This is a genomic window from Flavobacterium phycosphaerae (assembly GCF_010119235.1).
Lineage (GTDB): Bacteria > Bacteroidota > Bacteroidia > Flavobacteriales > Flavobacteriaceae > Flavobacterium > Flavobacterium phycosphaerae.
This window is the reverse complement of sequence record NZ_JAAATZ010000001.1, coordinates 533,488-556,557: the sequence shown is the minus strand read 5'-3', so window position 1 is coordinate 556,557 and position 23,070 is coordinate 533,488. Positions and strand designations below refer to the sequence as shown.

At 37.2% G+C, this 23,070-nt stretch carries 21 protein-coding genes and 1 tRNA gene; 18 read left to right on the top strand and 4 right to left on the bottom strand.

Features of this window, described 5'->3' with window-relative positions; translation table 11 throughout:
• Positions 1-23 precede the first annotated feature (23 nt).
• Together GUU89_RS02480 and GUU89_RS02475 are read left to right on the top strand one after the other, a co-directional pair.
• Positions 24-1,112 carry an acyloxyacyl hydrolase gene (locus GUU89_RS02480; RefSeq protein ID WP_162126440.1) on the top strand — a complete coding sequence of 363 codons (1,089 nt, stop codon included), beginning with the start codon at positions 24-26 and terminating at the stop codon, positions 1,110-1,112.
• A gap of 9 nt (positions 1,113-1,121) precedes the next feature.
• Positions 1,122-1,874 (top strand): head GIN domain-containing protein, encoded by a 753-nt coding sequence (locus GUU89_RS02475; RefSeq protein ID WP_162126439.1) that lies wholly within the window; start codon positions 1,122-1,124, stop codon positions 1,872-1,874.
• A gap of 26 nt (positions 1,875-1,900) precedes the next feature.
• Here GUU89_RS02475 and gldA read toward each other — a convergent pair whose 3' ends face one another.
• Complete coding sequence (gene gldA / locus GUU89_RS02470; RefSeq protein ID WP_162126438.1) at positions 1,901-2,800, bottom strand: gliding motility-associated ABC transporter ATP-binding subunit GldA; 900 nt, start codon at positions 2,798-2,800, stop codon at positions 1,901-1,903.
• A gap of 121 nt (positions 2,801-2,921) precedes the next feature.
• Here gldA and GUU89_RS02465 point away from each other — a divergent pair, with 121 nt between their 5' ends.
• The 13 genes from GUU89_RS02465 (at position 2,922) to aroA (ending at position 17,427) form a co-directional block, all read left to right on the top strand.
• Positions 2,922-3,845, top strand: a complete 924-nt coding sequence (locus GUU89_RS02465) for a M20/M25/M40 family metallo-hydrolase (RefSeq protein WP_162126437.1) — start codon at positions 2,922-2,924, stop codon at positions 3,843-3,845.
• Between the two features lie 244 nt (positions 3,846-4,089).
• Positions 4,090-4,917, top strand: a complete 828-nt coding sequence (locus GUU89_RS02460; RefSeq protein WP_162126436.1) for a prephenate dehydratase — start codon at positions 4,090-4,092, stop codon at positions 4,915-4,917.
• On the top strand, positions 4,914-6,065 hold the full coding sequence (locus GUU89_RS02455; protein WP_162126435.1) for a pyridoxal phosphate-dependent aminotransferase: 1,152 nt from the start codon (positions 4,914-4,916) through the stop codon (positions 6,063-6,065). Before GUU89_RS02460 ends, GUU89_RS02455 begins: the two co-directional genes overlap by 4 nt.
• A gap of 59 nt (positions 6,066-6,124) precedes the next feature.
• A complete protein-coding gene (locus GUU89_RS02450) occupies positions 6,125-6,976 on the top strand; it encodes a prephenate dehydrogenase (protein ID WP_162126434.1) in 852 nt (283 codons plus the stop codon).
• Between the two features lie 4 nt (positions 6,977-6,980).
• The gene (locus tag GUU89_RS02445; protein ID WP_394350900.1) at positions 6,981-8,063 is read left to right on the top strand and encodes a chorismate mutase; all 1,083 of its coding nucleotides are present in this window, start codon (positions 6,981-6,983) and stop codon (positions 8,061-8,063) included.
• Between the two features lie 103 nt (positions 8,064-8,166).
• Complete coding sequence (locus tag GUU89_RS02440) at positions 8,167-9,822, top strand: hypothetical protein (protein WP_162126433.1); 1,656 nt, start codon at positions 8,167-8,169, stop codon at positions 9,820-9,822.
• A 114-nt stretch (positions 9,823-9,936) separates the two neighbouring features.
• Positions 9,937-10,920 carry a ribosome small subunit-dependent GTPase A gene (gene rsgA, locus GUU89_RS02435; protein WP_162126432.1) on the top strand — a complete coding sequence of 328 codons (984 nt, stop codon included), beginning with the start codon at positions 9,937-9,939 and terminating at the stop codon, positions 10,918-10,920.
• Positions 10,921-10,922: 2 nt separating this feature from the next.
• Positions 10,923-11,375 (top strand): D-aminoacyl-tRNA deacylase, encoded by a 453-nt coding sequence (gene dtd / locus GUU89_RS02430; protein WP_162126431.1) that lies wholly within the window; start codon positions 10,923-10,925, stop codon positions 11,373-11,375.
• A 50-nt stretch (positions 11,376-11,425) separates the two neighbouring features.
• On the top strand, positions 11,426-13,333 hold the full coding sequence (locus GUU89_RS02425) for a DUF3857 domain-containing protein (RefSeq protein WP_162126430.1): 1,908 nt from the start codon (positions 11,426-11,428) through the stop codon (positions 13,331-13,333).
• Between the two features lie 4 nt (positions 13,334-13,337).
• Complete coding sequence (locus tag GUU89_RS02420; protein WP_162126429.1) at positions 13,338-15,347, top strand: transglutaminase-like domain-containing protein; 2,010 nt, start codon at positions 13,338-13,340, stop codon at positions 15,345-15,347.
• Between the two features lie 54 nt (positions 15,348-15,401).
• Entirely contained in the window at positions 15,402-15,728 is a 327-nt protein-coding gene (locus GUU89_RS02415; protein WP_162126428.1) for a nucleotide pyrophosphohydrolase, read from the top strand.
• Positions 15,729-15,744: 16 nt separating this feature from the next.
• The gene (locus tag GUU89_RS02410) at positions 15,745-16,110 is read left to right on the top strand and encodes a four helix bundle protein (RefSeq protein WP_162126427.1); all 366 of its coding nucleotides are present in this window, start codon (positions 15,745-15,747) and stop codon (positions 16,108-16,110) included.
• Positions 16,111-16,191: 81 nt separating this feature from the next.
• Entirely contained in the window at positions 16,192-17,427 is a 1,236-nt protein-coding gene (aroA, locus tag GUU89_RS02405; RefSeq protein WP_162126426.1) for a 3-phosphoshikimate 1-carboxyvinyltransferase, read from the top strand.
• Positions 17,428-17,429: 2 nt separating this feature from the next.
• On the opposite strand, the gene GUU89_RS02400 is transcribed toward aroA, so the two are convergent.
• Positions 17,430-17,503, bottom strand: a tRNA-Pro gene (locus GUU89_RS02400).
• A 138-nt stretch (positions 17,504-17,641) separates the two neighbouring features.
• Here GUU89_RS02400 and queA point away from each other — a divergent pair.
• The 3 genes from queA (at position 17,642) to GUU89_RS02385 (ending at position 21,318) form a co-directional block, all read left to right on the top strand.
• On the top strand, positions 17,642-18,691 hold the full coding sequence (gene queA / locus GUU89_RS02395) for a tRNA preQ1(34) S-adenosylmethionine ribosyltransferase-isomerase QueA (protein ID WP_162126425.1): 1,050 nt from the start codon (positions 17,642-17,644) through the stop codon (positions 18,689-18,691).
• Positions 18,692-18,936: 245 nt separating this feature from the next.
• On the top strand, positions 18,937-20,214 hold the full coding sequence (gene kynU / locus GUU89_RS02390; protein ID WP_162126424.1) for a kynureninase: 1,278 nt from the start codon (positions 18,937-18,939) through the stop codon (positions 20,212-20,214).
• Positions 20,215-20,232: 18 nt separating this feature from the next.
• A complete protein-coding gene (locus GUU89_RS02385; RefSeq protein WP_162126423.1) occupies positions 20,233-21,318 on the top strand; it encodes an agmatinase family protein in 1,086 nt (361 codons plus the stop codon).
• A 26-nt stretch (positions 21,319-21,344) separates the two neighbouring features.
• Here the strand turns inward: GUU89_RS02385 and chrA are convergent, their stop codons facing one another.
• Together chrA and GUU89_RS02375 are read right to left on the bottom strand one after the other, a co-directional pair.
• The gene (gene chrA, locus GUU89_RS02380) at positions 21,345-22,655 is read right to left on the bottom strand and encodes a chromate efflux transporter (protein WP_162126422.1); all 1,311 of its coding nucleotides are present in this window, start codon (positions 22,653-22,655) and stop codon (positions 21,345-21,347) included.
• Positions 22,656-22,686: 31 nt separating this feature from the next.
• Positions 22,687-23,043, bottom strand: coding sequence for a bleomycin resistance protein (locus GUU89_RS02375; RefSeq protein ID WP_162126421.1), 357 nt, complete (start codon positions 23,041-23,043; stop codon positions 22,687-22,689).
• Positions 23,044-23,070: the final 27 nt, after the last annotated feature.

Genomic DNA, 23,070 nt, shown 5'->3' with positions numbered 1-23,070 from the left:
TTTGTGCGTTTTTAACTTTTAGCATGAAACATTTTTACTGTTTTCTTTTATTGGTTTCAGGCCTTGCTTTGGCGCAGCAAAAGGATACTTATGCCATAGAGGTGTCAGCCTTGCGAGGGAATGTTTTACCGCACAAAGAAGATATGTATCACTTAATTAACGGACATCCGGAAGGATTGATGGTGCGTTTTTTGGTCAAAACTCATGGCCGAAAAGAGTGGCAAAAAGCGTTTAATTTTCCCGATTACGGAACCTATTTTTTATATCAGGATTTTAAGAGCGAACCTTTAGGCTCGGCTTATGCTGTTGGTGGTTTTTACAATTTTTATTTTTGGAAAAGAAGGTTGCAATTGCAACTGGCGCAAGGATTTGCGATGACGACCAATCCGTATGATAAAGAAACCAACAGCAAGAATAAGGCTTTTGGAACCAAGATTTTGGATAATACCAATTTTGGTTTGACGTATACGAATCAGACGCTATTTAAAAATATAGGGTTTCATGCCGGACTGTTTTTTGCGCATTATTCGAACGGTAGAGTGAGGTCGCCCAACAGTGGAATCAATACTTATTCGCTGAATTTAGGGGTGAATTATAATTTTAATGATGAAAAAGCGATAGTGAATGATACTACCGGGGTCAAAAAATCATACCGCGAACCTATAAAATACAATTTTGTTTTACGAACCGGAATCAATGAAAGTCCGATTATAGGAAGTGGTCAGCGACCGTTTTATCATATAGGTTTTTATGCGGATAAACGCCTGAACCGCAAATCGGCTTTGCAGTTGGGAACCGAATTGTTTCTGACAAATTCATTTAAAGATTATATCAAATATTTCGCGGTAGCTTATCCGGAGAAAAACATTGACCCGAATACCGATTACAAGCGTGTCGGGGTTTTTGTGGGGCATGAATTGTTTATCAATAGGGTTTCGCTCGAAGCGCAATTGGGATATTATGTTTACCAGCCGTTTAAAAAAGACATTGCTATTTATGACCGTGTTGGAATTAAATATTATGTTACCGATAAAATTTTTACAAGCTTTGCTGTTAAAACGCACTTGTTTTTAGCTGAGGCTTTAGAATTTGGTGTTGGGGTTAGATTATAAAAGAAAAAGATGAAAAAGATATTGACACTCATAGTTCTAATTTTACTTTTCAACTCGTGTGAAAAGCCAAGCGATTGCATTGAAAGTAGTGGCGCTACGGTGCTAAAGGATGTTGAGGTGTTGCCATTTAAGAAAATTAAAGTCTATAGAGGCATTGAAGTAGTGATTACGCAAGGCCCGGAAACGAAAGTACAGATCGAAGCCGGAGCTAATTTTATTGATAATGTTGAAGTCAAGCAATATGGAGACCAATTGGTTTTTAAAGATGAAACCAGTTGCAATTGGGTGCGAGCTTATGGCAAAACCAAAATTTTAATTACTACGCCAACACTGGAAGAAATCTATTCAAAAACAGACCGAAATATCAGTTCCAATGGCGTGTTGGGTTTTGATAATCTGACTCTGTTCTCCTTTGATAAAGATGCCGATGGCGAATCCGGTGCCGGAACGGGTGATTTTATTATGACATTGAATAGCACTGGAACATTGACGATTAACAACAATAATGTTTCCCGTTTTTATCTTTCGGGACAAATGGGTACCGCTAATTTCAATTTTTATTTTGGTGATGGCAGAATCGAGGCGGCAAATTTAATTACTCAAGACATCACGGTATACCATCGTGGCTCTAATGATATGATAGTACATCCGGTACAAAGTATCACGGGACTATTAAACAGTACAGGAAATCTTGTCCTGAAAAACGTTCCGCCTATAGTTGATTTACAGACGCTTTTCTACGGAAGTGTAGTATATCCATAAAAAAATCCCGATGCTTCGGGACTTCTTTATTTCTTAGTTTTTTCTCTGAAAATTTGCTCCAGATTTTTATTTTTCAAACTGATTTGCAGTGTTTTCAAGCCATTGTCATGCGCAAAGTCAAATAGGGTTGGGCGCATATCGTCCTCCGAAGTAAAGGTCAGTAACCAAAGATTATCAGTCGTGTTTTTATACGTTTTGATATTAGGCAGATTGGCTAACAAATCAGCAGCAATGGATTTGTCAAATTCGACTTCAATGATTTGTTCTTTTTCTTCCGTAACCAGTTTGTCAAGTTTTTTATCGGTAACAATTTTTCCGTTATCAATAATAATCACTCGGTCGCAAATGGCTTCTACTTCCTGCATAATGTGAGTAGATAAGAAAACTGTTTTGTCTTTCCCCACATTTTTAATCACATTTCTGATTTCAACCAATTGATTGGGATCTAATCCGGTGGTAGGTTCGTCTAAAATCAGCACATCCGGATTGTGTAACAAGGCAGTGGCCAAACCTACTCTTTGACGGTATCCTTTTGATAGTTGCCCAATTTTTTTATGACTTTCCGGCGTTAATCCGGTTAGTTGAATTACTTCCTCAATACGCAATTTGTCTACTTTATAAACATCTGCATTAAAAGCCAAATACTCGCGAACGTATAAATCCAAGTACAACGGATTGTGTTCCGGTAAATACCCCACTGATTTTTGTACCAACAATTGCGCTTCGTTTACATCGTTGCCATTTACGGTTGCTGTTCCTTCATCGGAGTTGATAAAGGTGGTCAGTATTTTCATTAAGGTTGATTTTCCGGCCCCATTCGGCCCCAAGAAACCTACGATTTCTCCTTTTTTGATGGAAAAAGAAACACTGTCCAGTGCCTTTTGAGCACCATAGCTTTTGGAGATATTTTGAACTTCTATCGACATGAACTAACTATTTGTCGCAAATGTAAATAGAAATTAGCTTCATTTTTGGTTTTTGTGCGCAGATTAACTTTCTTTTTAATTAGGAATTTGATTCTTATATTTACGATTAAATAAAACGATTATGAAAAAGTATCTTTTAATTTTTCTCTCTTACGGTCTTTTAGCGCAAGCTCAACTAAATCCAAAAATTCAAAAAGAAGACATAACCCGAATTGAAACCGAATTAGCATCCGACAAAATGGAAGGTCGAAAAGTTTTCTCGGAAGGAATTGAGTTGGCTTCCTCTTTTATTGAAACCGAATTTAAGATTACAGGACTTTCATATTATGGTGATTTAAAAAATTACCGTCAAGAATTTATTGAAGCCGGAAAACCCGCCAATAATGTCATCGGAGTGTTAAAAGGAAAATCAAAACCGGAAGAATATGTAGTTTTTTCAGCTCATTTTGATCATTTAGGGATGAAGAAAAGCGGTGATGATACCATATACAACGGAGCCAATGATGATGCCTCGGGCGTAACGGCTATAATCACTTTGGCAAAGTATTTTAAAGTATTGAATAAAAACGAACGAACCATTATTTTCGTCGCATTTACCGGTGAAGAGGTAGGCGGCTATGGCTCATCTTATTTTTCAGAAAACATCAATCCCGATAAAGTAGTAGCGATGTTCAATATTGAAATGATAGGAACCCAAAGCAAATGGAATAAAAATTCGGCATACATCACCGGCTTTGAAAAATCAGATTTCGGAACCATTTTGCAAAAGAATTTAAAGGGCACTAACTTTACCTTCTATGCCGATCCTTATCCGCAGGAGCATCTTTTTTACCGTTCGGATAACGCGCGTTTGGCCGCTTTGGGGGTGCCGGCACATACGATTTCAACTTCCAAAATGGATTCGGAAGCCAATTACCACAAAGTGACTGATGAGGTTTCGACTTTAGACTTAGACAACATGACCGAAATCATCAAAGCCATCGCCATCAGTTCGCAATCTATTATCAGCGGGAAAGATACGCCTGCCCGACTTGAAAAAATGTAAATCATCTATAGTTACGAAAACGTTGCCTTAAATTTTTTATTTCGTTTGTGTAAAACCTACACTTTATTTTTTTATTTTAGCCAAACAACAAAGCACAGTTATGTTATCAAACGCTACATATTATAACAATTCTTTTTATTTCTTCTGGGATAGAAGCGGGGTTGTCGTGTAGTGATTTAAAACTAAAATCAATAAACTAAAGATACAATCCCGATGAAAATCGGGATTTTTTTTTTTGACTATAATGGAAGAGAGAATTGCAATACAAGGAATCAAAGGTTCGTTTCATCATCAGGTGGCGCTCGAGTATTTTCAGAAAAATGTGAAAATTGACGAATGCTTGTCGTTTGAAGCACTTACGGATAGCTTGCTGAGTGACAAAGCCCAGTTGGCGGTGATGGCGATTGAGAATTCTATTGCGGGTTCCATTATTCCGAATTACGCTTTGATTGACAAAAATGAGTTCCATATTATTGGCGAATATTATTTAGATATTATTCAGAATTTAATGGTGTTGAACGGACAACAATTAGACGAAATTCAGGAAGTGCATTCTCATCCGATGGCCCTTTTGCAATGCATGGATTTTTTGAAAAAATACCCGAAAATCAAATTGGTGGAAGATAAAGATACGGCTGAAACCGCCCGCAGAATTCATCAAAACCAGATAAAAGGGATTGCGGCTATTGGTAGTAAAGTGGCCGCCAGTATGTATGATTTAACCATTATTGCTTCCGAAATTCAAACGGTAAACAACAACATGACTCGCTTTTTTATCATCAGTAAAAAAGAGAGTCAAGTAGCCAAAGATGAAATTAACAAAGCCTCGTTAAAATTTGAGTTGGATGATACGCCGGGAAGCTTGGCCACAGTGTTAAACGTAATGACGAATTGCAAATTAAACTTGACCAAAATCCAGTCGATGCCGATTATTGAAACTCCTTTTCAGTATTCGTTTTTTGTGGATGTAGTTTTCGAAAAGTACAAACACTACGAAAAAGCAATGAAAATTTTAGCCATAATGACCAATCATTTCAAAGTATTGGGCGAATATAAAAATGCAAAACAATGATAACAACAGCCAACCGTTTAGCCAGCGTTCAGGAATATTACTTCTCGCGAAAATTGCGTGAAGTGCGCCAAATGATTTCGGTAGGGAAACCCGTTATCAATATGGGTATTGGTAGCCCCGATTTGACCCCTGATACAACCGTAATAGAAGCGATGAGTAAAGCCATGTTTGATGACAAAGCCCACGAATACCAAAGCTATCAAGGCTTACCGGAATTGCGAAAAGGCATGGCTGATTTTTACCAAAATCATTTTCAGGTGCGTTTGGATTTCAATACTGAGATTCTCCCGTTGATTGGTTCCAAAGAAGGGATTATGCACATTTCGTTGGCTTTTTTAAATGAAGGAGATGAAGTCTTAATTCCGAATCCGGGCTATCCTACGTATGCTTCGGTAACCGAATTGGTTCAGGCCAAAGCCGTGTTTTACGATTTAAAGGAAAGTACTAATTGGCAACCGGATTTTGAAAAATTAGAGCAACAAGATTTATCAAAAGTTAAACTAATGTGGGTTTCTTATCCGCACATGCCGACAGGCGCTAACGGGACTTTAGAGCTGTTTGAACAACTAATCGCTTTTGGTAAAAAACATCGTATTTTAATCATAAACGACAATCCGTACAGTTTTGTTTTGAATAAAAACCCATTGTCAATTTTGCAAATAGAGGGAGCCAAAGACATTGCTTTAGAGTTAAATTCCTTGTCAAAAACTTACAATATGGCCGGTTGGCGTGTGGGGATGGTTATGGGGAACGCTACTTTAATTGATGCGGTATTGAAAGTAAAAAGCAATATGGACAGCGGTATGTTTTACGGCATTCAAAAAGGTGCCATTGAAGCATTAAAATTGGGAACAGATTGGTTCGAAAAACAAAATGAGATTTATACCAAAAGAAGAAATTTAATATTCCAACTTGCCGAAAAACTGAATTGTACTTTTGATAAAGCAAGCGTTGGACTGTTCGTTTGGGCCAAACTTCCGGAAGGCATAAAATCTTCTGAAGCGTTTATTGATGAAGTACTTGTAGATAAAAATATTTTCATCACGCCGGGAACCATTTTTGGCAGCAACGGCGAAGGTTATATTCGGTTTTCACTCTGCGTTACGGAACAGAAAATTGAAGAAGCCATTTCGAGAATTACGAATTAAAAATTACGAATTATGAAGTTGTAGTTTTTTGAACTTTCGACTTTTAAATTTATGACTTTATGACAAAAATACACATAATAGGAATAGGATTAATAGGTGGTTCAATGGCATTGGATATCAAATTGCATTATGAAAATGCCACCGTTTTTGGGATTGATGCTGATGAAAACCATTTGGAGGAAGCTATTAAATTAGGCATTATTGACGACAAAGCTTCTTTGGAAGATTTAGACAAAGCTGACTTAGTAATTGTTTCCGTTCCGGTTGATATTGGTTTAGTACTTTTGCCTAAAGTTTTGGATGTAATAGGAGAAGAAACGTTAGTAATTGATGTGGGTTCTACTAAACTTCCGATTTGCGAAGCGATAAGCAATCATGCCAACAGAAGAAATTTTTTGGCCACGCATCCCATAGCCGGAACTGAGTTTTCAGGACCTTCAGCTGCTGTAAGAGGATTGTTTCAAGACAAGACTAATATCATTTGCGAAGTCGAAAAAACCACGTTTAAATTACAGGAACGCGGCATGGAATTGTTCAAAAAATTGGGGATGCGCATTCGGTATATGGATCCGAAATCGCACGACAAACACATTGCTTATGTGTCGCATTTGTCGCATATCAGTTCGTTCATGCTCGGAAAAACCGTGGTGGAGAAGGAAAAAGACGAACGCGATATTTTTGATATGGCGGGCAGCGGATTTGAAAGTACGGTGCGTTTGGCCAAGAGTTCCCCGGTCATGTGGACACCCATTTTCAGGCAAAACAAAAAACATGTCATCAAAAGTTTGGAAGAATACATTTCCAATTTGACACACTTTAAAAAATTACTGGAAGACGAAAATTACGAAGCTGTCTTCAACGAAATGCAAAACACGAACAGAATCAAAGAGATATTAAACGGAAAAAAATAAAGCTATGAATATTACAATGGATAACAGAAAATGGTTGGATGATTTTAAATTGACGCATCCCTTGGTAATTGCAGGGCCTTGCAGTGCTGAAACCGAAGAGCAGGTTTTAAAAATTGCTCACGAACTTAAAAATTCCGATGTCAGTATTTATCGTGCCGGGATTTGGAAACCAAGAACGCGTCCGGGTGGATTTGAAGGTGTGGGTGCCATTGGACTAAAATGGCTACAAAAAGCAAAGGCTGAAACCGGTTTGTTGATGGCAACCGAAGTGGCTAATGCGGCTCACGTTAAGTTGGCTTTAGAACACGATATTGATGTGTTGTGGATTGGAGCACGAACTACGGTAAACCCGTTTGCAGTTCAGGAAATTGCCGATGCTTTGGCAGGTACTGATAAAATTGTTTTGGTAAAAAACCCGGTGAATCCTGATTTAGCTTTGTGGATTGGTGGTGTAGAGCGTTTGTACAATGCCGGAATTAAGAAATTGGGCGTGATACATAGAGGTTTTTCTACTTATGAAAAAACCAAATACCGAAACATCCCTGAGTGGCAATTGGCGATTGAATTGCAAAGCCGGTTCCCTGATTTACCACTGATTTGTGACCCGTCACACATTACCGGAAAAAGAGATATGATTCAGGAAGTGTCACAACAAGCTTTGGATTTGAATTATGACGGATTGATTATTGAAACCCACATCGACCCGGATAATGCTTGGAGCGATGCCGCACAACAAGTTACGCCAACCGTTTTGAAAAAAATATTTGAAGATTTGAAAGTCAAAAAAATGACGACCGAAGAAGACGATTACAATACGGAGATGATAAAATTGCGTGCCAATATTGATATTGCTGATGGTAAATTATTAGAGATTTTAGGCAACCGAATGAAAGTAGCAGAACAAATAGGAGCACTTAAAAAAGCCAAAAATGTAGCTGTTTTGCAAAACAAACGCTGGAATGAAATTTTAGGAAAAATGATTTTAGACGGAGAAGAAAAAGGCTTGAGCGAAGAGTTTATCCTAAAACTTTTCAAAGCCATTCACCAGGAAAGTATCAGTCACCAAGAGAAAATAATTAACGGCTGAAACCGCTTTTCTTTAAATTTTTAAACCTACTGTAATTCAGTAGGTTTTTTTTGTATCATTGTGCAACAATAAAAACAATCAGTACTATTTTAAAACAACCAAAATGAAAAAAATCTTTTTGGGTTTTATCCTTTTTGTTTGCAGTGGCATAAGCTTGAATGCCCAAAACAAAATCGATAAGATCAACATGACCTATGGTGAGGAAATCACTGACGACAAGGGTAAAATTGTCAAAATTATAGGAGAAGCCAATAATAAAATCTACACCTTGGTGCTCAAAGGAAAATCAGATTATTTCTTGAAAACATTTGATTCTAAAGCAATGAAACAACTTTCATTAAATCCTATTGTTCTTCCTGAATTAAACGATAAAGACCTTGAATTTGAGGAAATAGCCTTGTTGAACGACAAGCTATATGTTATCGGAAGCGTATTTCACCGCAAAGAAAAAAAATTCACTTTAGTAGCTATGCCTATTTCGGAAAATGGCATTTTAGGAAAAGATATGATTACGTTATTCGAATCTATCGTAGCCAGAAGTTCAGACCGTGGTGGTTTTTATTTCAAAAAATCTCCGGATGACCAAATGATATTGGTAATGCACACCGCACTTTTTGAAAAAGAAGATGCTATGAAATATGAAATCAAGCTTTTTGATGAAAACATGAAAGCTGCTTTTTCTACCGAAGACAAGGTGTCCTATGACGATAACAAAAAGGATTACCAATTTACCATCTCGGATTTTGATGTAAACAACAAAGACGATGTTTTCTTGGTAGTAAACGAAGGATACAGAGATAAAAAATTAAAAGAAAAGAAAGAAAAAGTTGAGTTGCATATTTTTAAGCAAGCCAACGGTTATAAAAAGGAAGTGGTTAAAATTGACATCGTCGATAAGGAAATCATCAACTGCAGTATGATGGCTACTTCAAAAAATGATGTTAAGTTAACAGGGTTTTATTCGAGCGTTCGCGATAACGGTAAAGCCAACAAAGAGCTTAAGGGAGTATACAACATCACTGTAAATTTGGCCAAAAACACTACCGAAAATGTAAAGTTCAACGAATTTGATATGCCAACTAAAGTAAAATTGTTGGGACAAAGAAGAGCCAATAAAGGTAAAGATGTAAAACCCTTGTACGTTATTCACAGCATCGTTGAAAAAAATGACGGCGGCTTGATTGTGATTTCTGAATACAGAATGATTTATGTGGGGCAAAAGCAGGGAATTGGCCCATTTGGTCTACAGCCTATTACCTATACGATGAACGAAATGATTGTTAATAGTCTTAAACCTGACGGTTCGTTAGAGTGGAGCAATGTGGTGGCTAAAGAGCAGTCAGCATCAGTTACAGTTGCTACTTTCAACTTATTTGCCGGAGGAAGTAACGGTTCGTTTAGTGTTGGTGTTGAAATGGCCATCCCTCTTGGTGTAATGGGAAGAGGCCCTGAATATTTGAGTGCTTTGCCTATGTACCACAACGGACAATTAAATATTATTTTTAATGATAATGTAAAAAATAAAGGGATAACTGATATTGAAGAAATAAAGTCTTTAGGCAACTACAATAATGCTGTTCCAACGCTGTTTATTTTTGATGATAAAGGAAACATTACCCGTAAAGACCCTGAGGAGGTAATTAAAAACGAATTGGTTTTACGTCCGGGAATTTATTACCGAAAAACGGATAACGAATATATAATCTACGCTTCCCGAAAATCAAAAGATAAAATCGGAAGAATGATTTTACAAGATTAAAACACAAAAAAGTTGTCAGTAATGGCAACTTTTTTTATTTGAACCTACTTTAAATACAATAACGGTTGCATTTTTTTACCTTTGTCATTCCTAATTTATAATTCATAATCAATTTTGACAGGACTCGTTTATAAATCTACCGGAAGTTGGTATACCGTGAAAACCGAAGACCAGCAAGTTTTTGAATGCCGCATCAAAGGAAAATTCAGGATGAAAGGTATCAAAAGCACCAACCCCATAGCAGTGGGCGATGTGGTAGATTTTGAATTAGACGATACTTCCGATGATATTACCGGAACCATTCATAATATTCACGACCGAAAGAATTACATCGTTCGAAAATCGGTTAATTTATCCAAGCAAACTCATATTATTGCGTCTAATATTGATATTGTTTTTTTGTTGATTACCATCAATAATCCGCCAACGACCACCAGTTTTATCGACCGTTTTTTGGTTACGGCTGAAGCTTATGGTATTGAAGCAGTTTTGATTTTTAACAAAATTGACACTTTTGATGATGCAATGTTAGATGAGCAATTGTATTTACAGCACATCTATACCGAAATAGGCTATAAATGCCTGCGAATTTCTTCTACAGAAAAAAAAGGTGTCGATAAACTGAAAGAAATGATGACAGGAAAAGTAAGTATGTTCTCGGGCCATTCAGGAGTGGGAAAATCTACTTTGGTCAATGCTTTGGAGCCGCAGCTGAATTTGAAAACTAAGCACATCTCCGAACAAAGTAAACAAGGACAACACACCACCACTTTTGCCGAAATGTACGACTTGTCTTTTGGTGCCAAAATCATTGACACCCCTGGAATCAAAGGTTTCGGAATTGTAGATATGGAGCCAACCGAAATCAGTGGTTTTTTCCCTGAGTTTTTTAAGTTGAAAGACCAATGTAAGTTCAACAATTGTTTGCACAAAGAAGAACCTCATTGCGCTGTCAAAGCCGCTCTGGAGGAAGACAAAATTGCTTGGTCACGTTACAACAGCTACCTCAAAATATTGGAAGGCGATGACGAACATTACCGTTCTGATATTTACAACGATGACCGCATAGCCAGTGATCAAACCCGAAAATCAGAGTAATCATGAAAGCGGTTATTCAAAGAGTTGCGGAAGCCTCTGTTACTATTGAAGAAGTCAGAGTGGCCGATATTAAAGCCGGATTGTTGGTTTTAATTGGTATTGAAGACGCCGATACCCAAGACGATATCGATTGGTTGACCGCCAAAATAGCCAACCTCAGAATTTTTGGCGATGCCAATGACGTGATGAATTTATCGCTCAAAGACATGGGCGGTGATATGATTATTGTGAGTCAATTTACCCTTCAGGCCAATACTAAAAAAGGCAATCGCCCATCCTATATCAAAGCGGCCAAACCCGATGTCGCCATTCCCATGTATGAAGCTTTTATCAAACAAATGGAAACCGAAATCGGCAAAAAAGTACAAACCGGTCAGTTTGGTGCTGATATGAAAGTAGCCCTGCTTAATGACGGCCCGGTGACTATTGTAATTGATACAAAAAATAAAGAATAAGATTACCAAAGAAAACATAATTTTTTTATATTTGGTAAAACTTAGTATTAATGAGGCTCACTGTTTTACCATTCCTTTTTACCTTAATTTCCTTAACGGTTTTTAGTCAAACTTCAAATTATGCTGTTGCTGCAATCCCTGATAGTTTAAAACAAAATGCTAATGCTGTCGTTCGTTTAAGCGAAATGAACATAACTATCTCTTCTCAAAACTCAATGATTTTGAAATCTAATCATGCAATCACAATTCTAAATGAATTAGGATTGAATTCATTAGACTTGTCTGAGCACTATGATAAAAGAAGAAAAATAAACAAAATTGAAGCTACAGTGTATAATGCATTTGGCCAACAAATAAAAACATACAAAAGGAAAGATTTTAAAGATACCAGTGTTGCCGATGGCATTTCTATTTTTAATGATAACAGAGCTTTATATCTTGATTATACTCCAATAGCTTATCCTTTTACAATGGTTATAGAAACCGAAACAGAGACCTCTAATACGGCATTTATTCCGTCTTGGCTCCCGTTAGAAGAGTATCTTGTTGGTGTTGAAAATGTTGCTTTAACGATTAATTTTAAACCTGAGTTAAAACTTAAAATCAAGGAAATTAATTTTTCAAAATCATTACCAATCACTAAAACGGAATCCGTCAATTCAATCCACTATTCGGTTAAAAATATTGCTGCCAAAAGGCGAGAAGAATTAAGTCCTGATTTTCAAAAAATTTTCCCTGTAGTTTATTTTGGTCTTGAAAATTTTTCTCTTGAAAATGTCCAAGGAAATGCTTCCAGTTGGGCAGAATTTGGAAAATGGATGTATGAGGCACTTTTGGCTGATACAGAAGAAATACCCGAAGAAACAGTTCTGAAAATAAAGCAACTGATTGGGAATGAAAACAATCCTGTTGAGAGAGCTAAAATTGTATATAAATATGTTCAGGAAAAAACAAGATATGTAAGTGTTCAGGTAGGTATTGGAGGTTGGAAACCTATGGATGCTAAAGAAGTTGATAAGTTTGGTTATGGTGATTGCAAAGCACTGACCAATTATACTCGTTGTTTGTTAAAATCAGTGGGAGTGCCTTCTTATTATACAGTAGTTTATGCAGGAACAAACAGGCAAGATGTCCAAAACGATATCGCTTCTGTTCAGGGGAATCACGTTATTTTGACTTTACCAACAGCCAATGGACCAATGTGGTTAGAATGTACCAGTCAAATTCATCCTTTTGGATTTCAAGGCGATTTTACCGATGACAGAACGGTTTTGGTAGTCAAACCGGAAGGTGGAGAAATTGTGAGAACAAAATTATTTTCAGAGAATGAAACTATAAAAACCTTAAAGGGAAGTTATCAGTTAACCAGTGAGGGTAATTTTACTGGAAAAGTTAATATGGTCTCCAAAGGATTAGAATATGATAATGAATTTGGAAAAGAAAGAATGAGTAGAGAAAATCAAATTAAGCAGTATAAAGAAGAGTTTGATAATATTAACAATTTGACCATCAAAAAAATTACTTTAAATAATAATCCGAAAAGCATAGAGTTTACCGAAGAGTTAGAGCTGCAAGCCGAAGGTTACGCTCAAAATTCAGGAGGAAAGTTGATGTTTGCTTTGAATGCCTTTAACCAAAATTCTAATGTTCCTAAAAAATACAAAAACCGTGAATTTCCTTTTGAAATACAAAGAGGGTATACCAACGAAGATGAAACTGAAATTACCCTTCCCGAAGGATTTATGGTAGAAGCAAAACCTAACGGGACAGAACTGACCAATGAATTTGGTTACTATAAAATAGAGTTTGCCGCAACAAGTGACAACAAAATTATATGCAAACGAAAGTTAATAATTAAAAAAGGGTTTTACGATAAAACCAAGTACGAAGAGTATAGAAAATTCAGAGAAACCATAGCCAAGAACGACAATTCAAAAATAGTAATAGCAAAAGCCTAATACCATGAAACAATTATTTGCCACCATCATTTTAGTAATAACCTTTTCCACCTTCGCTCAAAACCATGAATTAGGAAAAGTAACTATAGAAGAACTAAATGAAAAAGTATGTCCAAAAGATACATCTGCAGTTGCGGCTTATTTATTCAACGTAGGTAAAACGTCTTTTGAATATTCTCATGATAATGGTTTTGAAATTATTACGGTGGTCAATGTTAAGATAAAAATATATAAAAAAGAAGGGTACAGTTATGCCAACAATTCGGTAAGTTATTATGTGGGAGGTAATGGTTCTGAAAGTGTTTCTGTGTCTAAAGCGGTAACTTATAATTTAGTTAATAACAAGATAGAAAAAACCAAATTAAGCAGTGATGGTGAGTTTAATGAAAAGATAAATAAATATTTTCAACGAAAAAAAATTACTATGCCTAATGTTAAAGAAGGCTCTATTGTTGAATATAGAATTGAAATAAAATCACCCTTTATTCATAATTTTCCGGACTGGGAATTTCAAAAAAACATACCGGTAAACTATTCAGAATACATTAGCTACATACCCGAATATTATATTTACAATACCCATATGAAAGGGTTTATTATTCCTAAAGCAGAGGAAAGTTCAAAAAGCCGAAAAATAGAATACACTTATAAAACCGATGCTATGCCCGGACTAAATGGTCATAGTTCTGAAAGGGTTAATTCTGCATTAGAATTTAACGAACGTATTGTAAAATATACACTTTCAGATGTCCCGGCTCTAAAAAATGAAGCTTATGTTAACAATTTAAATAATTACAGAAGTACAGTTATCCATGAAATTGCCAGCAAAAGATTTCCGAATTCACCTTATGTAAATTATACTACCGATTGGGAGTCTGTGGTTAAAAAAGTGTATGAAAGTGATAGTTTTGGAGATGAATTAAAAAAGACTGGTTATTTTGAAAATGACATAACATCATTACTGACCGGTAAAATATCGGCTCCTGAAAAAATTAATGCAGTTTTTAACTATGTTAAATCAAGAATGAATTGGGATGAATCTTATGGATTTCATTGTGATAACGGAGTTAAAAAAGCCTATCAGGATAAAAAAGGAAATGTAGCCGAAATAAACCTGATGCTGACAGCCATGTTACGCTTTGCCGGTTTTGAAGCCAATCCGATACTGGTAAGTACACGCTCAAACGGAATTTCATTATTCCCCAGTGAATCCGCATTTAATTACGTTATCACCGGAATCGAAATGGAAAATCAAGTGCTATTGCTTGATGCAACCAACAAATATTCACTTCCCAATATTCTCCCCATTCGCGACTTAAACTGGTATGGAAGAATCATCAGGAAAGAAGGTTCTTCGGCAATGATTGACCTTATGCCAAAATCTAATTCCAGAGAAATTTTAAATATCATGGCCAATATCAATGCCCAAGGTGAAGTTTCCGGTAAAATTCGAGATCAGTATTTTGATTACAATGCTTTTGTCTTCAGAGATAACAAAAACGTTCTTTCAAAAGAAAGTATAATCGAAAGGCTTGAAAAGAACTATCAAGGTTTGGAAATTGTAGAATATGATGTGCAAAACAATACCGATCTAGAAAAACCAATTGTTGAGAATTATTCGTTTACCAATACTAATGCAGTTGAAATCATTGGTGATAAAATGTATGTGTCTCCCTTTCTGTTTTTTGCCATGAAAGAAAATCCGTTTAAGCAGGAAATCCGAGAGTATCCGGTTGATTTTGTTTTTCCAAGTCAAGAAAAATACAATATCAGTATCAACATCCCTGAAGGATACGCTGTAGAAACATTACCTCTTCCTAAAGCTATTGGAATGCCCGAAGAATTAGGTAATTTCAAATACAATATCTCTAATAATGGCAATCAGGTTCAATTACTATACAGTTTAGATATCAATCAGGCTATTATTAGCGCTGAATATTATGATGTGCTAAAAAATTTCTTCAAAGAAATTGTCAACAAGCAAACTGAAAAAATAGTTCTTAAGAAAGTGTAGTACTTTATTCTTGTGGAGTTGTATCTTTGGTTTATAGAATATAAACTCATAACCATGAACCTAAAACATTCCCAACTAGAAGTAGACAACTGGATAAAAAACCACGGTGTTCGTTACTTTAACGAATTGACCAATATGGCACAACTTACCGAAGAAGTAGGTGAGGTGGCCCGCATCATCGCCCGACGCTACGGAGAACAATCTGAAAAAGAAAGCGATAAAAACAAAGACTTGGGTGAAGAACTCGCCGATGTAGTTTTTGTTGTATTGTGCCTAGCCAATCAAACGGGCATCGACCTGCAAGCCGCCTTCGATAAAAAAATGGATTTAAAAACCAACCGCGATCACGACCGTCATCACAATAACGATAAACTGAAATAATTGTGAATTGTGAATTATGGGAGATAATATCATAAAAATCAAATCGTTTAACTTTGCTTTGAAAATTGTTGATTTGTATAAATTTCTTTGTAACGATAAGAAAGAGTTTGTACTTAGTAAGCAATTGCTTCGCAGCGGGACATCCATAGGGGCATTAGTCAGAGAGTCAGAACAAGCAGAAAGCAAATTGGATTTTATTCATAAGTTGGCAATAGCTCAAAAAGAAGCTAACGAATCAGATTATTGGGTTGAATTATTATTTCAATCAGGATATTTAAATGAAACTCAGTTTCAGTCTGTAAAAAATGATATTGTAGAAATCAATAAAATTTTAGCATCAATTATTATATCAACCAAACAAAGAATTGGAAAAATTAAATAATTGTGATTTGTAAATTGTGAAGTATAAAAGCATTCACCATTCACCATTCACCATTCACCATTCACCATTCACCATTTATAAATGAACTTACACTTACATTCACAATTCACAATTCACAATTCACAATTGCAAATTTCCGGAAGTAAATCGGAAACCAACCGCTTGTTACTGTTACAGGCTTTGTACCCCAATCTGGTTTTAGAAAACACTTCCAATTCTGATGATTCTGATGTGATGAGAAATGCGTTAGAGAATACAGATTGTAACACTGAGCTTGTCGAAGTGCACCACGCCGGAACCGCCATGCGATTTCTAACCGCTTTTTTTGCCATTCAGGAAAATAAAGAAGTGGTACTGACAGGCTCTTCAAGAATGAAAGAACGCCCTATTCAAATTTTGGTAGAAGCCTTAAAACAACTTGGTGCCCAAATTAGCTATGAAGAAAACGAGGGTTTTCCGCCACTTAGAATTAAAGGCAAAAAACTAACACAAAACAAAGTTTCTCTTCCGGCTAATATTAGCAGTCAGTACATTTCGGCATTATTGCTTATAGCTCCCAAATTAGAAAATGGGTTAGAGCTAACACTAGAAGGCAAAATTACTTCAGTGCCCTACATCAAAATGACTCTGGCTTTACTCAACGAAATAGGAGTCGAAACGACATTCATAGAAAATAAAATCACAGTAAATCCCAAATTCACAATTCACAATTCACAATTCACAATTGAAAGCGACTGGTCTTCGGCGTCTTATTTTTATTCAATAGTGGCTTTGTCTGACATCGGCACCGAAATCACACTTTCCAGTTACAAAAAAAACAGCCTGCAAGGTGATAGTGTTTTGGCAGCCATTTATAAAGACTTTGGAGTAGAAACGGTTTTTGAAAACAATCAAATTCATTTAAAAAAATCCCAAATCCCAAATCCTGAATCCTTAATCCTAAATCTTAGTAACGCTCCCGACATAGCCCAAACCATAGCGGTAACCTGCTTCGGATTAGGAGTAGGCTGCCATTTAACGGGTTTGCATACGCTAAAAATAAAGGAAACCGACCGATTAGAGGCATTGAAAACAGAGCTTACCAAACTTGGCGCAACAGTTTCAATAACAGAGGACAGCCTAACTTTGGAACCGTCATCAACAATCCGTGAAAACGTAACAATCAAAACCTATCAGGACCACCGAATGGCCATGGCTTTTGCCCCTTTGGCTTTAAAAACCAATATCATTATCGAAGAAGCTGAAGTAGTCTCAAAATCCTATCCCGCTTTTTGGAAAGATTTGCAAACGGTAGGATTTAAAATAGAAAAAAAATAAAGTCGGGATGACTGGATTCGAACCAGCGACCCCTAGCACCCCATGCTAGTACGCTACCAGGCTGCGCTACATCCCGAATTATGCTGCAAAAATAGTAAATAAAAATAAACGGCAAAACACTTGACTTTGCCTATCTCACGATAGTATATTTGCACTCTTTTAGTTTTTAGAATTAAAACCCTAAATCCTGAATCCTAATTCCTAAATTACATTTATGAAATTATCTCATTTCCAGTTCAACCTTCCTACCGAACTTTTAGCGGAATTTCCGGCCGAAAACAGAGACGAATCAAGATTGATGGTCGTTAACCGAAAAACCAAAACCATTGAGCACAAATTATTCAAAGACATTATCAATTATTTTGACGATGGCGATGTGATGATTTTGAACAATACTAAAGTTTTTCCGGCTCGTATGTATGGAAACAAAGAAAAAACAGGCGCTCGTATCGAAGTTTTCTTGTTGAGAGAATTAAATGCAGAGCAACGTCTTTGGGATGTATTGGTTGATCCTGCCCGTAAAATCAGAATTGGTAACAAATTGTATTTTGGCGATGACGATTCGTTGGTAGCTGAGGTAATTGATAACACCACTTCGCGCGGTAGAACTTTACGTTTCTTATACGACGGTTCTTATACTGAATTCAGAAGAAAATTAACGGAATTAGGAGAAACCCCAATCCCAAAATACATCAACCGTGAAGTAACCGAAGAAGATGCCGAGCGTTACCAAACGATTTATGCCAAAGAAGAAGGAGCTGTAGCCGCACCAACTGCCGGTTTACACTTCTCAAAACACCTTTTGAAACGATTGGAAATCAAAGGAATCAATTTTGCCGAGGTGACGCTACACGTAGGTTTAGGAACGTTCAATCCGGTAGAAGTAGAAGATTTATCTAAACACAAAATGGACTCGGAAGAGTTAATCATCACACAAGAAGCCTGTGATGTCGTGAATGATGCCAAAGTCAAAAAGAAAAAAATATGCTGCATCGGAACCACTTCCATGCGTGCCATTGAAAGCTCTGTATCGTCAGCAAGAACACTGAATCCGTATGAAGGTTGGACCAATAAATTCATTTTCCCTCCTTACGATTTCAGCATCGCTGATTGCATGGTAACCAATTTCCATACCCCAAAATCAACCTTGTTGATGATGATTTCAGCATTCTGCGGGCATGACCTAATGAAGAAAGCCTATGAAGAAGCCATCAAAGAAAAATACCGTTTTTACTCTTATGGTGACGCCATGTTAATACTATAAGAAATGAATTATAACAGTCCCGTCAGTAATGGCGGGATTTTTTTTGAGCCAAACTATCGGGCATTCTTTAAATCCTATTCCTGCTGTCCGCTCTACTTCGGTGCCGCTCCCATCAGGGCTAAATACAATCTTTAGGATTAAAACTTTTCTCTTTTCCCTTTTTTCTTTTCCCTTTTTTTTACTTTTACGCCACATTTGTACGGACAAGTCGCGACTTGTCCCTCCGGTTCCAAAAACACAACTTTATGACTTTTCAAAATACACGCGAATTTGCTCAACAACTCGATGCACAAGACGAATTAAAGCAGTATCGTAACGAATTTATATTCCCGCAGCACAACGGTAAAAACGTAATTTATTTTACCGGAAACTCACTGGGGTTACAACCCAAAAGAACCAAACAATATGTTGATGAGGTGATGACCGATTGGGCGAATCTCGCAGTAGAAGGCCATTTCTACGCCAACAAACCTTGGTGGGACTACCACGAACGATTTGCCAATCCGCTAAGTCAATTGGTAGGGGCAAAGCCCTCCGAAGTAACGGTAATGAACACCTTGACTGTAAATTTGCATTTGCTGATGGTGTCGTTTTATCGCCCAACCCAAACGCGTTACAAAATCATTTGCGAAGAAAAAGCCTTTCCTTCAGACCAATACATGTTTCAGGGGCAAGTGCATTTTCACGGGTATAAACCAGAGGAAGCCATAGTAGAAATCAAAAGAAGAGAAGGAGAACACAACATCCGTTTAGAAGATGTGCTGGCCAAAATTGAAGAAGTAGGTGATGAACTGGCTTTGGTTTTATTAGGCGGAGTGAACTATTATACCGGACAAGTTTTCGACATGAAAACCATTACAGAAGCCGGGCACAAAGCAGGAGCTATTGTTGGTTTTGACTTAGCCCATGCCGCAGGAAATATCGAATTGCAATTGCACGATTGGCAAGTAGATTTTGCTGCTTGGTGCAGTTATAAATATATGAATTCCGGACCGGGCAATGTATCGGGCTGTTTCATAAACGAAAAACATCATGCTAATAAAGAGCTGGCACGTTTCGGTGGCTGGTGGGGACATAACAAAGAACGCCGCTTCAAAATGGAACCGCAATATGACCCTATAGTTGGAGCCAACGGTTGGCAAGTAAGCAATTTGCCAATATTGTCATTAGCACCTTATTTGGCTTCGGTAGAAATGTTTGCTGAAGTGGGTATGGCCAAATTAATTAAGAAAAGAAATCAACTCACCGCCTATTTAGAATTCATTCTACACCAGATTGATGCCGAAATACCGGGAACCGAATTTGAAATTATAACGCCAAGCCAACCAGAAGAACGTGCCTGCCAACTGTCTGTTTTTCTACACGGACAAGGGAGAAGCTTGTTTGAGTATTTAATGAAAAACGGAGTGATTACTGATTGGAGAGAGCCCAATGTAATCCGTTTGGCACCGGCGCCATTCTATTGTTCATATGAAGATATGTACGACTTTGGACAACTATTAAAAAAAGGAATCTTAGGATAACAATAGCAAGAATAAAAAATGAATAAACAACAAATCATAGACAATTTTGATCCAAGCCAACCGGGTTTAGCTGATGCTACCGTTTTTGGATTGCCTTTTTCCGCAGAACAATCAGAAATTATTGTGATTCCGGTTCCGTGGGAAGTAACAGTTAGTTACGGAGCAGGAGCTTCAGAAGGACCGGCAGCCATATTAGATGCTTCCTTTCAGGTTGATTTGAATCATCAAGATTTCCCTGAGTTATGGAAGTTAGGTATTTATATGGAGGAAGCTCCGGCGCATTGGGGAACCAATTCGGATAAATACAAAGCTTTGGCACAACCTATTATAGAAATGCTCGAAAGCGGGGAAGCCATTGAAAACTATCCTGCTCTGCAAGCCGATTTGGATAAAATCAACAAAGTGTGCCGCGAACTGCATGCAGAAGTAAAAGACAAAGTGCTGTACTGGATGAACAAAGGTAAAAAAGTAGTCCTTGTGGGAGGAGATCATTCTACGCCACTAGGGTATTACGAAGCTTTGGCCACACAACATGCTGATTTTGGAATATTACACCTTGATGCTCACATGGATTTGCGTATTGCCTACGAAGGATTTACTTATTCGCATGCTTCTATCATGTACAATGCATTGCAAATTCCACAAATAACAAAGATTGTTCAAGTAGGTATTCGCGATTTTTGCGAACAAGAAGTTGAGGTGGTGAAAAAAGCTAATGGCAGAGTTTTGGTCAATACAGATGCCGATTTGAAAGCCGAATCATTTGAAGGCAAAACTTGGGCGCAACAATGTGAGGCCATTATTGCTACTTTACCTCAAAAAGTTTGCATCAGTTTTGATATTGACGGCATGTACCAATGGTATGCTCCTAATACAGGAACTCCTGTGCCTGGTGGTTTTTCTTTTGAACAAGCCACTTATTTGTTCAATAAATTAGCCGAAAGCGGTAAAGAAATTATAGGTTTTGATTTAGTTGAAGTAGCTCCGGGAGAAACGGATTGGGATGGTAATGTGGGAGCTCGAATGTTATTTCATATGTGCGGGGTTTTAGCCCAAAACAACAAGATGAATGTGGGACAGAAAATTAATTTTCCCAGAAAGTAAAACAGGATTTCAATAATTATAAGTTATTAATGTAGTATCATATAATTGATAAGCCCGAAAACAGCACTAATGCCAATCCAAGGTATCATGTTTACTTTGTATCGGTAAAGTGCTATAAAGGAAACTACCGTCCAGCTTAGTGCTATGTAATCAATTGATATTAGTGAAATATCGGATGGAAAAAGTACAGATTTACCCAAGTATATTGTCAAATTGAGTACAACACCCACTACAGCGGCTGTCACCAAAGCCAGAATTTCTTTTATTTTTTTGTTTTCCTGAGTTCGTTCAATGATGGGTGCACCCACAAAAATAAAAAAGAAGCAGGGAAGAAAAGTATAGAAGGTAGTGGTTACCAGTCCGAGTGCTCCCATGGCAAGAGAATTACCAAAATGATTATGCCCGGCCATAAAACCAACAAAGGCTAATACCATAATTAGCGGTCCGGGAGTGGTTTCGCCAAGTGCCAACCCATCGAGCATTTGTGAATTGGTCAGCCAGTTAAATTTTGCTACACTAACCTGCGCCACGTAAGGCAAGACCGCATAGGCTCCTCCGAAGGTTACAAAGGCGGCTTGTGTAAAGAAGATTATTAATTTTTTCCAAAAAAGAAAGTCACTGGTCAGAAAGTAAAAGGCAATCAGCGGCATGGTCCAAAGAAAAAAGCTAAGACCTACTTGTTTCCAAAAACGCTTTGGCTTAAACCCGATGTTTGGGACAACTGTATCTTTATTAATGTAAAACTCTTTTTCATCGGTTTGATTTTGTGTGGCTGAGGTATTGGTTTTGGCAAAGAATGTTGGTACAAACTGTCGCATTATGGCGGCTAAAATAATAGTTCCAATTATAATTAACGGAAACGGAATGTTCATAAAGAAAATACAAACGAAAGCCATCAGCGCCACAAAATAATGAAACGGACTCAAAAGCGATTTTTTCCCGATTTTGATTAGAGCTAAAATAACAATGGCTATTACAGCAGGTTTTAATCCGTCAAACATGGCGTAAATCCAAGGAATATTTCCAAAAGTTACATAAATGGCACTTAGTCCGAGAAGCAATACCATAGCCGGAAGTACAAAAAGAATACCCGCGGCAAGTCCACCCCAACTGCCGTGGAGCATCCAGCCAATATAGGTTGCCAGTTGTTGTGCTTCGGGACCCGGTAAAATCATGCAATAGTTTAAAGCATGCAGAAATTTACTATCGCTAATCCACTTTTTTTTGTCAACCAAATAGTCGTGCATTATCGCAATTTGTCCAGCCGGTCCTCCAAAACTTATGAATCCCAGTTTGACCCAAAATTGTAAAGCTTCTCGAAAAGTGGGTTTTTTCATGTTTTAGTTTAATGCGACTAGGCTGATTGTGTTAAATACTTTGCCCGAAAGTGAGCAAATTATAATCAGGGTCAAGTACGGAAAACTCCTTTTGTCCCCAGGGTTTTACTTCTAATTGTCCGTTAGGATGAATACGGGTTTTATTATCCAGTAAAGTTTGGTACAAATTTTCAATATCATCGGTTCTGATGTAAACTTGACCGTAGTTTTCTTTTGGATTGAGTTCTTTAAACTCAAAAAAGTGAATTTGAATACTATCTTTTTGTACCATCAGATAGCCATCATAGTCAGCGCTGCCAAATTCCTGAAAGCCTAATTGGGTCATATAAAATTCCCTTGTTGCTTTTTTGTCGCGCATCGGTAATTTCGGGTTGATGTTGATTAGCATAATTTACTGTTGTTTTTCATGAATTCT

Excerpts from the sequence above, each read along its gene's own strand:
- GUU89_RS02450 (WP_162126434.1), top strand. The coding sequence starts at position 6,125 with ATGACAAAAATACACATAATAGGAATAGGATTAATAGGTGGTTCAATG.
- GUU89_RS02460 (WP_162126436.1), top strand. The coding sequence starts at position 4,090 with ATGGAAGAGAGAATTGCAATACAAGGAATCAAAGGTTCGTTTCATCAT.
- GUU89_RS02410 (WP_162126427.1), top strand. The coding sequence starts at position 15,745 with ATGGGAGATAATATCATAAAAATCAAATCGTTTAACTTTGCTTTGAAA.
- GUU89_RS02420 (WP_162126429.1), top strand. The coding sequence starts at position 13,338 with ATGAAACAATTATTTGCCACCATCATTTTAGTAATAACCTTTTCCACC.
- GUU89_RS02455 (WP_162126435.1), top strand. The coding sequence starts at position 4,914 with ATGATAACAACAGCCAACCGTTTAGCCAGCGTTCAGGAATATTACTTC.
- GUU89_RS02465 (WP_162126437.1), top strand. The coding sequence starts at position 2,922 with ATGAAAAAGTATCTTTTAATTTTTCTCTCTTACGGTCTTTTAGCGCAA.
- GUU89_RS02415 (WP_162126428.1), top strand. The coding sequence starts at position 15,402 with ATGAACCTAAAACATTCCCAACTAGAAGTAGACAACTGGATAAAAAAC.
- GUU89_RS02440 (WP_162126433.1), top strand. The coding sequence starts at position 8,167 with ATGAAAAAAATCTTTTTGGGTTTTATCCTTTTTGTTTGCAGTGGCATA.
- dtd (WP_162126431.1), top strand. The coding sequence starts at position 10,923 with ATGAAAGCGGTTATTCAAAGAGTTGCGGAAGCCTCTGTTACTATTGAA.
- kynU (WP_162126424.1), top strand. The coding sequence starts at position 18,937 with ATGACTTTTCAAAATACACGCGAATTTGCTCAACAACTCGATGCACAA.
- GUU89_RS02445 (WP_394350900.1), top strand. The coding sequence starts at position 6,981 with ATGAATATTACAATGGATAACAGAAAATGGTTGGATGATTTTAAATTG.
- GUU89_RS02480 (WP_162126440.1), top strand. The coding sequence starts at position 24 with ATGAAACATTTTTACTGTTTTCTTTTATTGGTTTCAGGCCTTGCTTTG.
- GUU89_RS02375 (WP_162126421.1), bottom strand. The coding sequence starts at position 23,043 with ATGCTAATCAACATCAACCCGAAATTACCGATGCGCGACAAAAAAGCA.
- gldA (WP_162126438.1), bottom strand. The coding sequence starts at position 2,800 with ATGTCGATAGAAGTTCAAAATATCTCCAAAAGCTATGGTGCTCAAAAG.
- GUU89_RS02475 (WP_162126439.1), top strand. The coding sequence starts at position 1,122 with ATGAAAAAGATATTGACACTCATAGTTCTAATTTTACTTTTCAACTCG.
- GUU89_RS02425 (WP_162126430.1), top strand. The coding sequence starts at position 11,426 with ATGAGGCTCACTGTTTTACCATTCCTTTTTACCTTAATTTCCTTAACG.
- aroA (WP_162126426.1), top strand. The coding sequence starts at position 16,192 with ATGAACTTACACTTACATTCACAATTCACAATTCACAATTCACAATTG.
- queA (WP_162126425.1), top strand. The coding sequence starts at position 17,642 with ATGAAATTATCTCATTTCCAGTTCAACCTTCCTACCGAACTTTTAGCG.
- GUU89_RS02385 (WP_162126423.1), top strand. The coding sequence starts at position 20,233 with ATGAATAAACAACAAATCATAGACAATTTTGATCCAAGCCAACCGGGT.
- chrA (WP_162126422.1), bottom strand. The coding sequence starts at position 22,655 with ATGAAAAAACCCACTTTTCGAGAAGCTTTACAATTTTGGGTCAAACTG.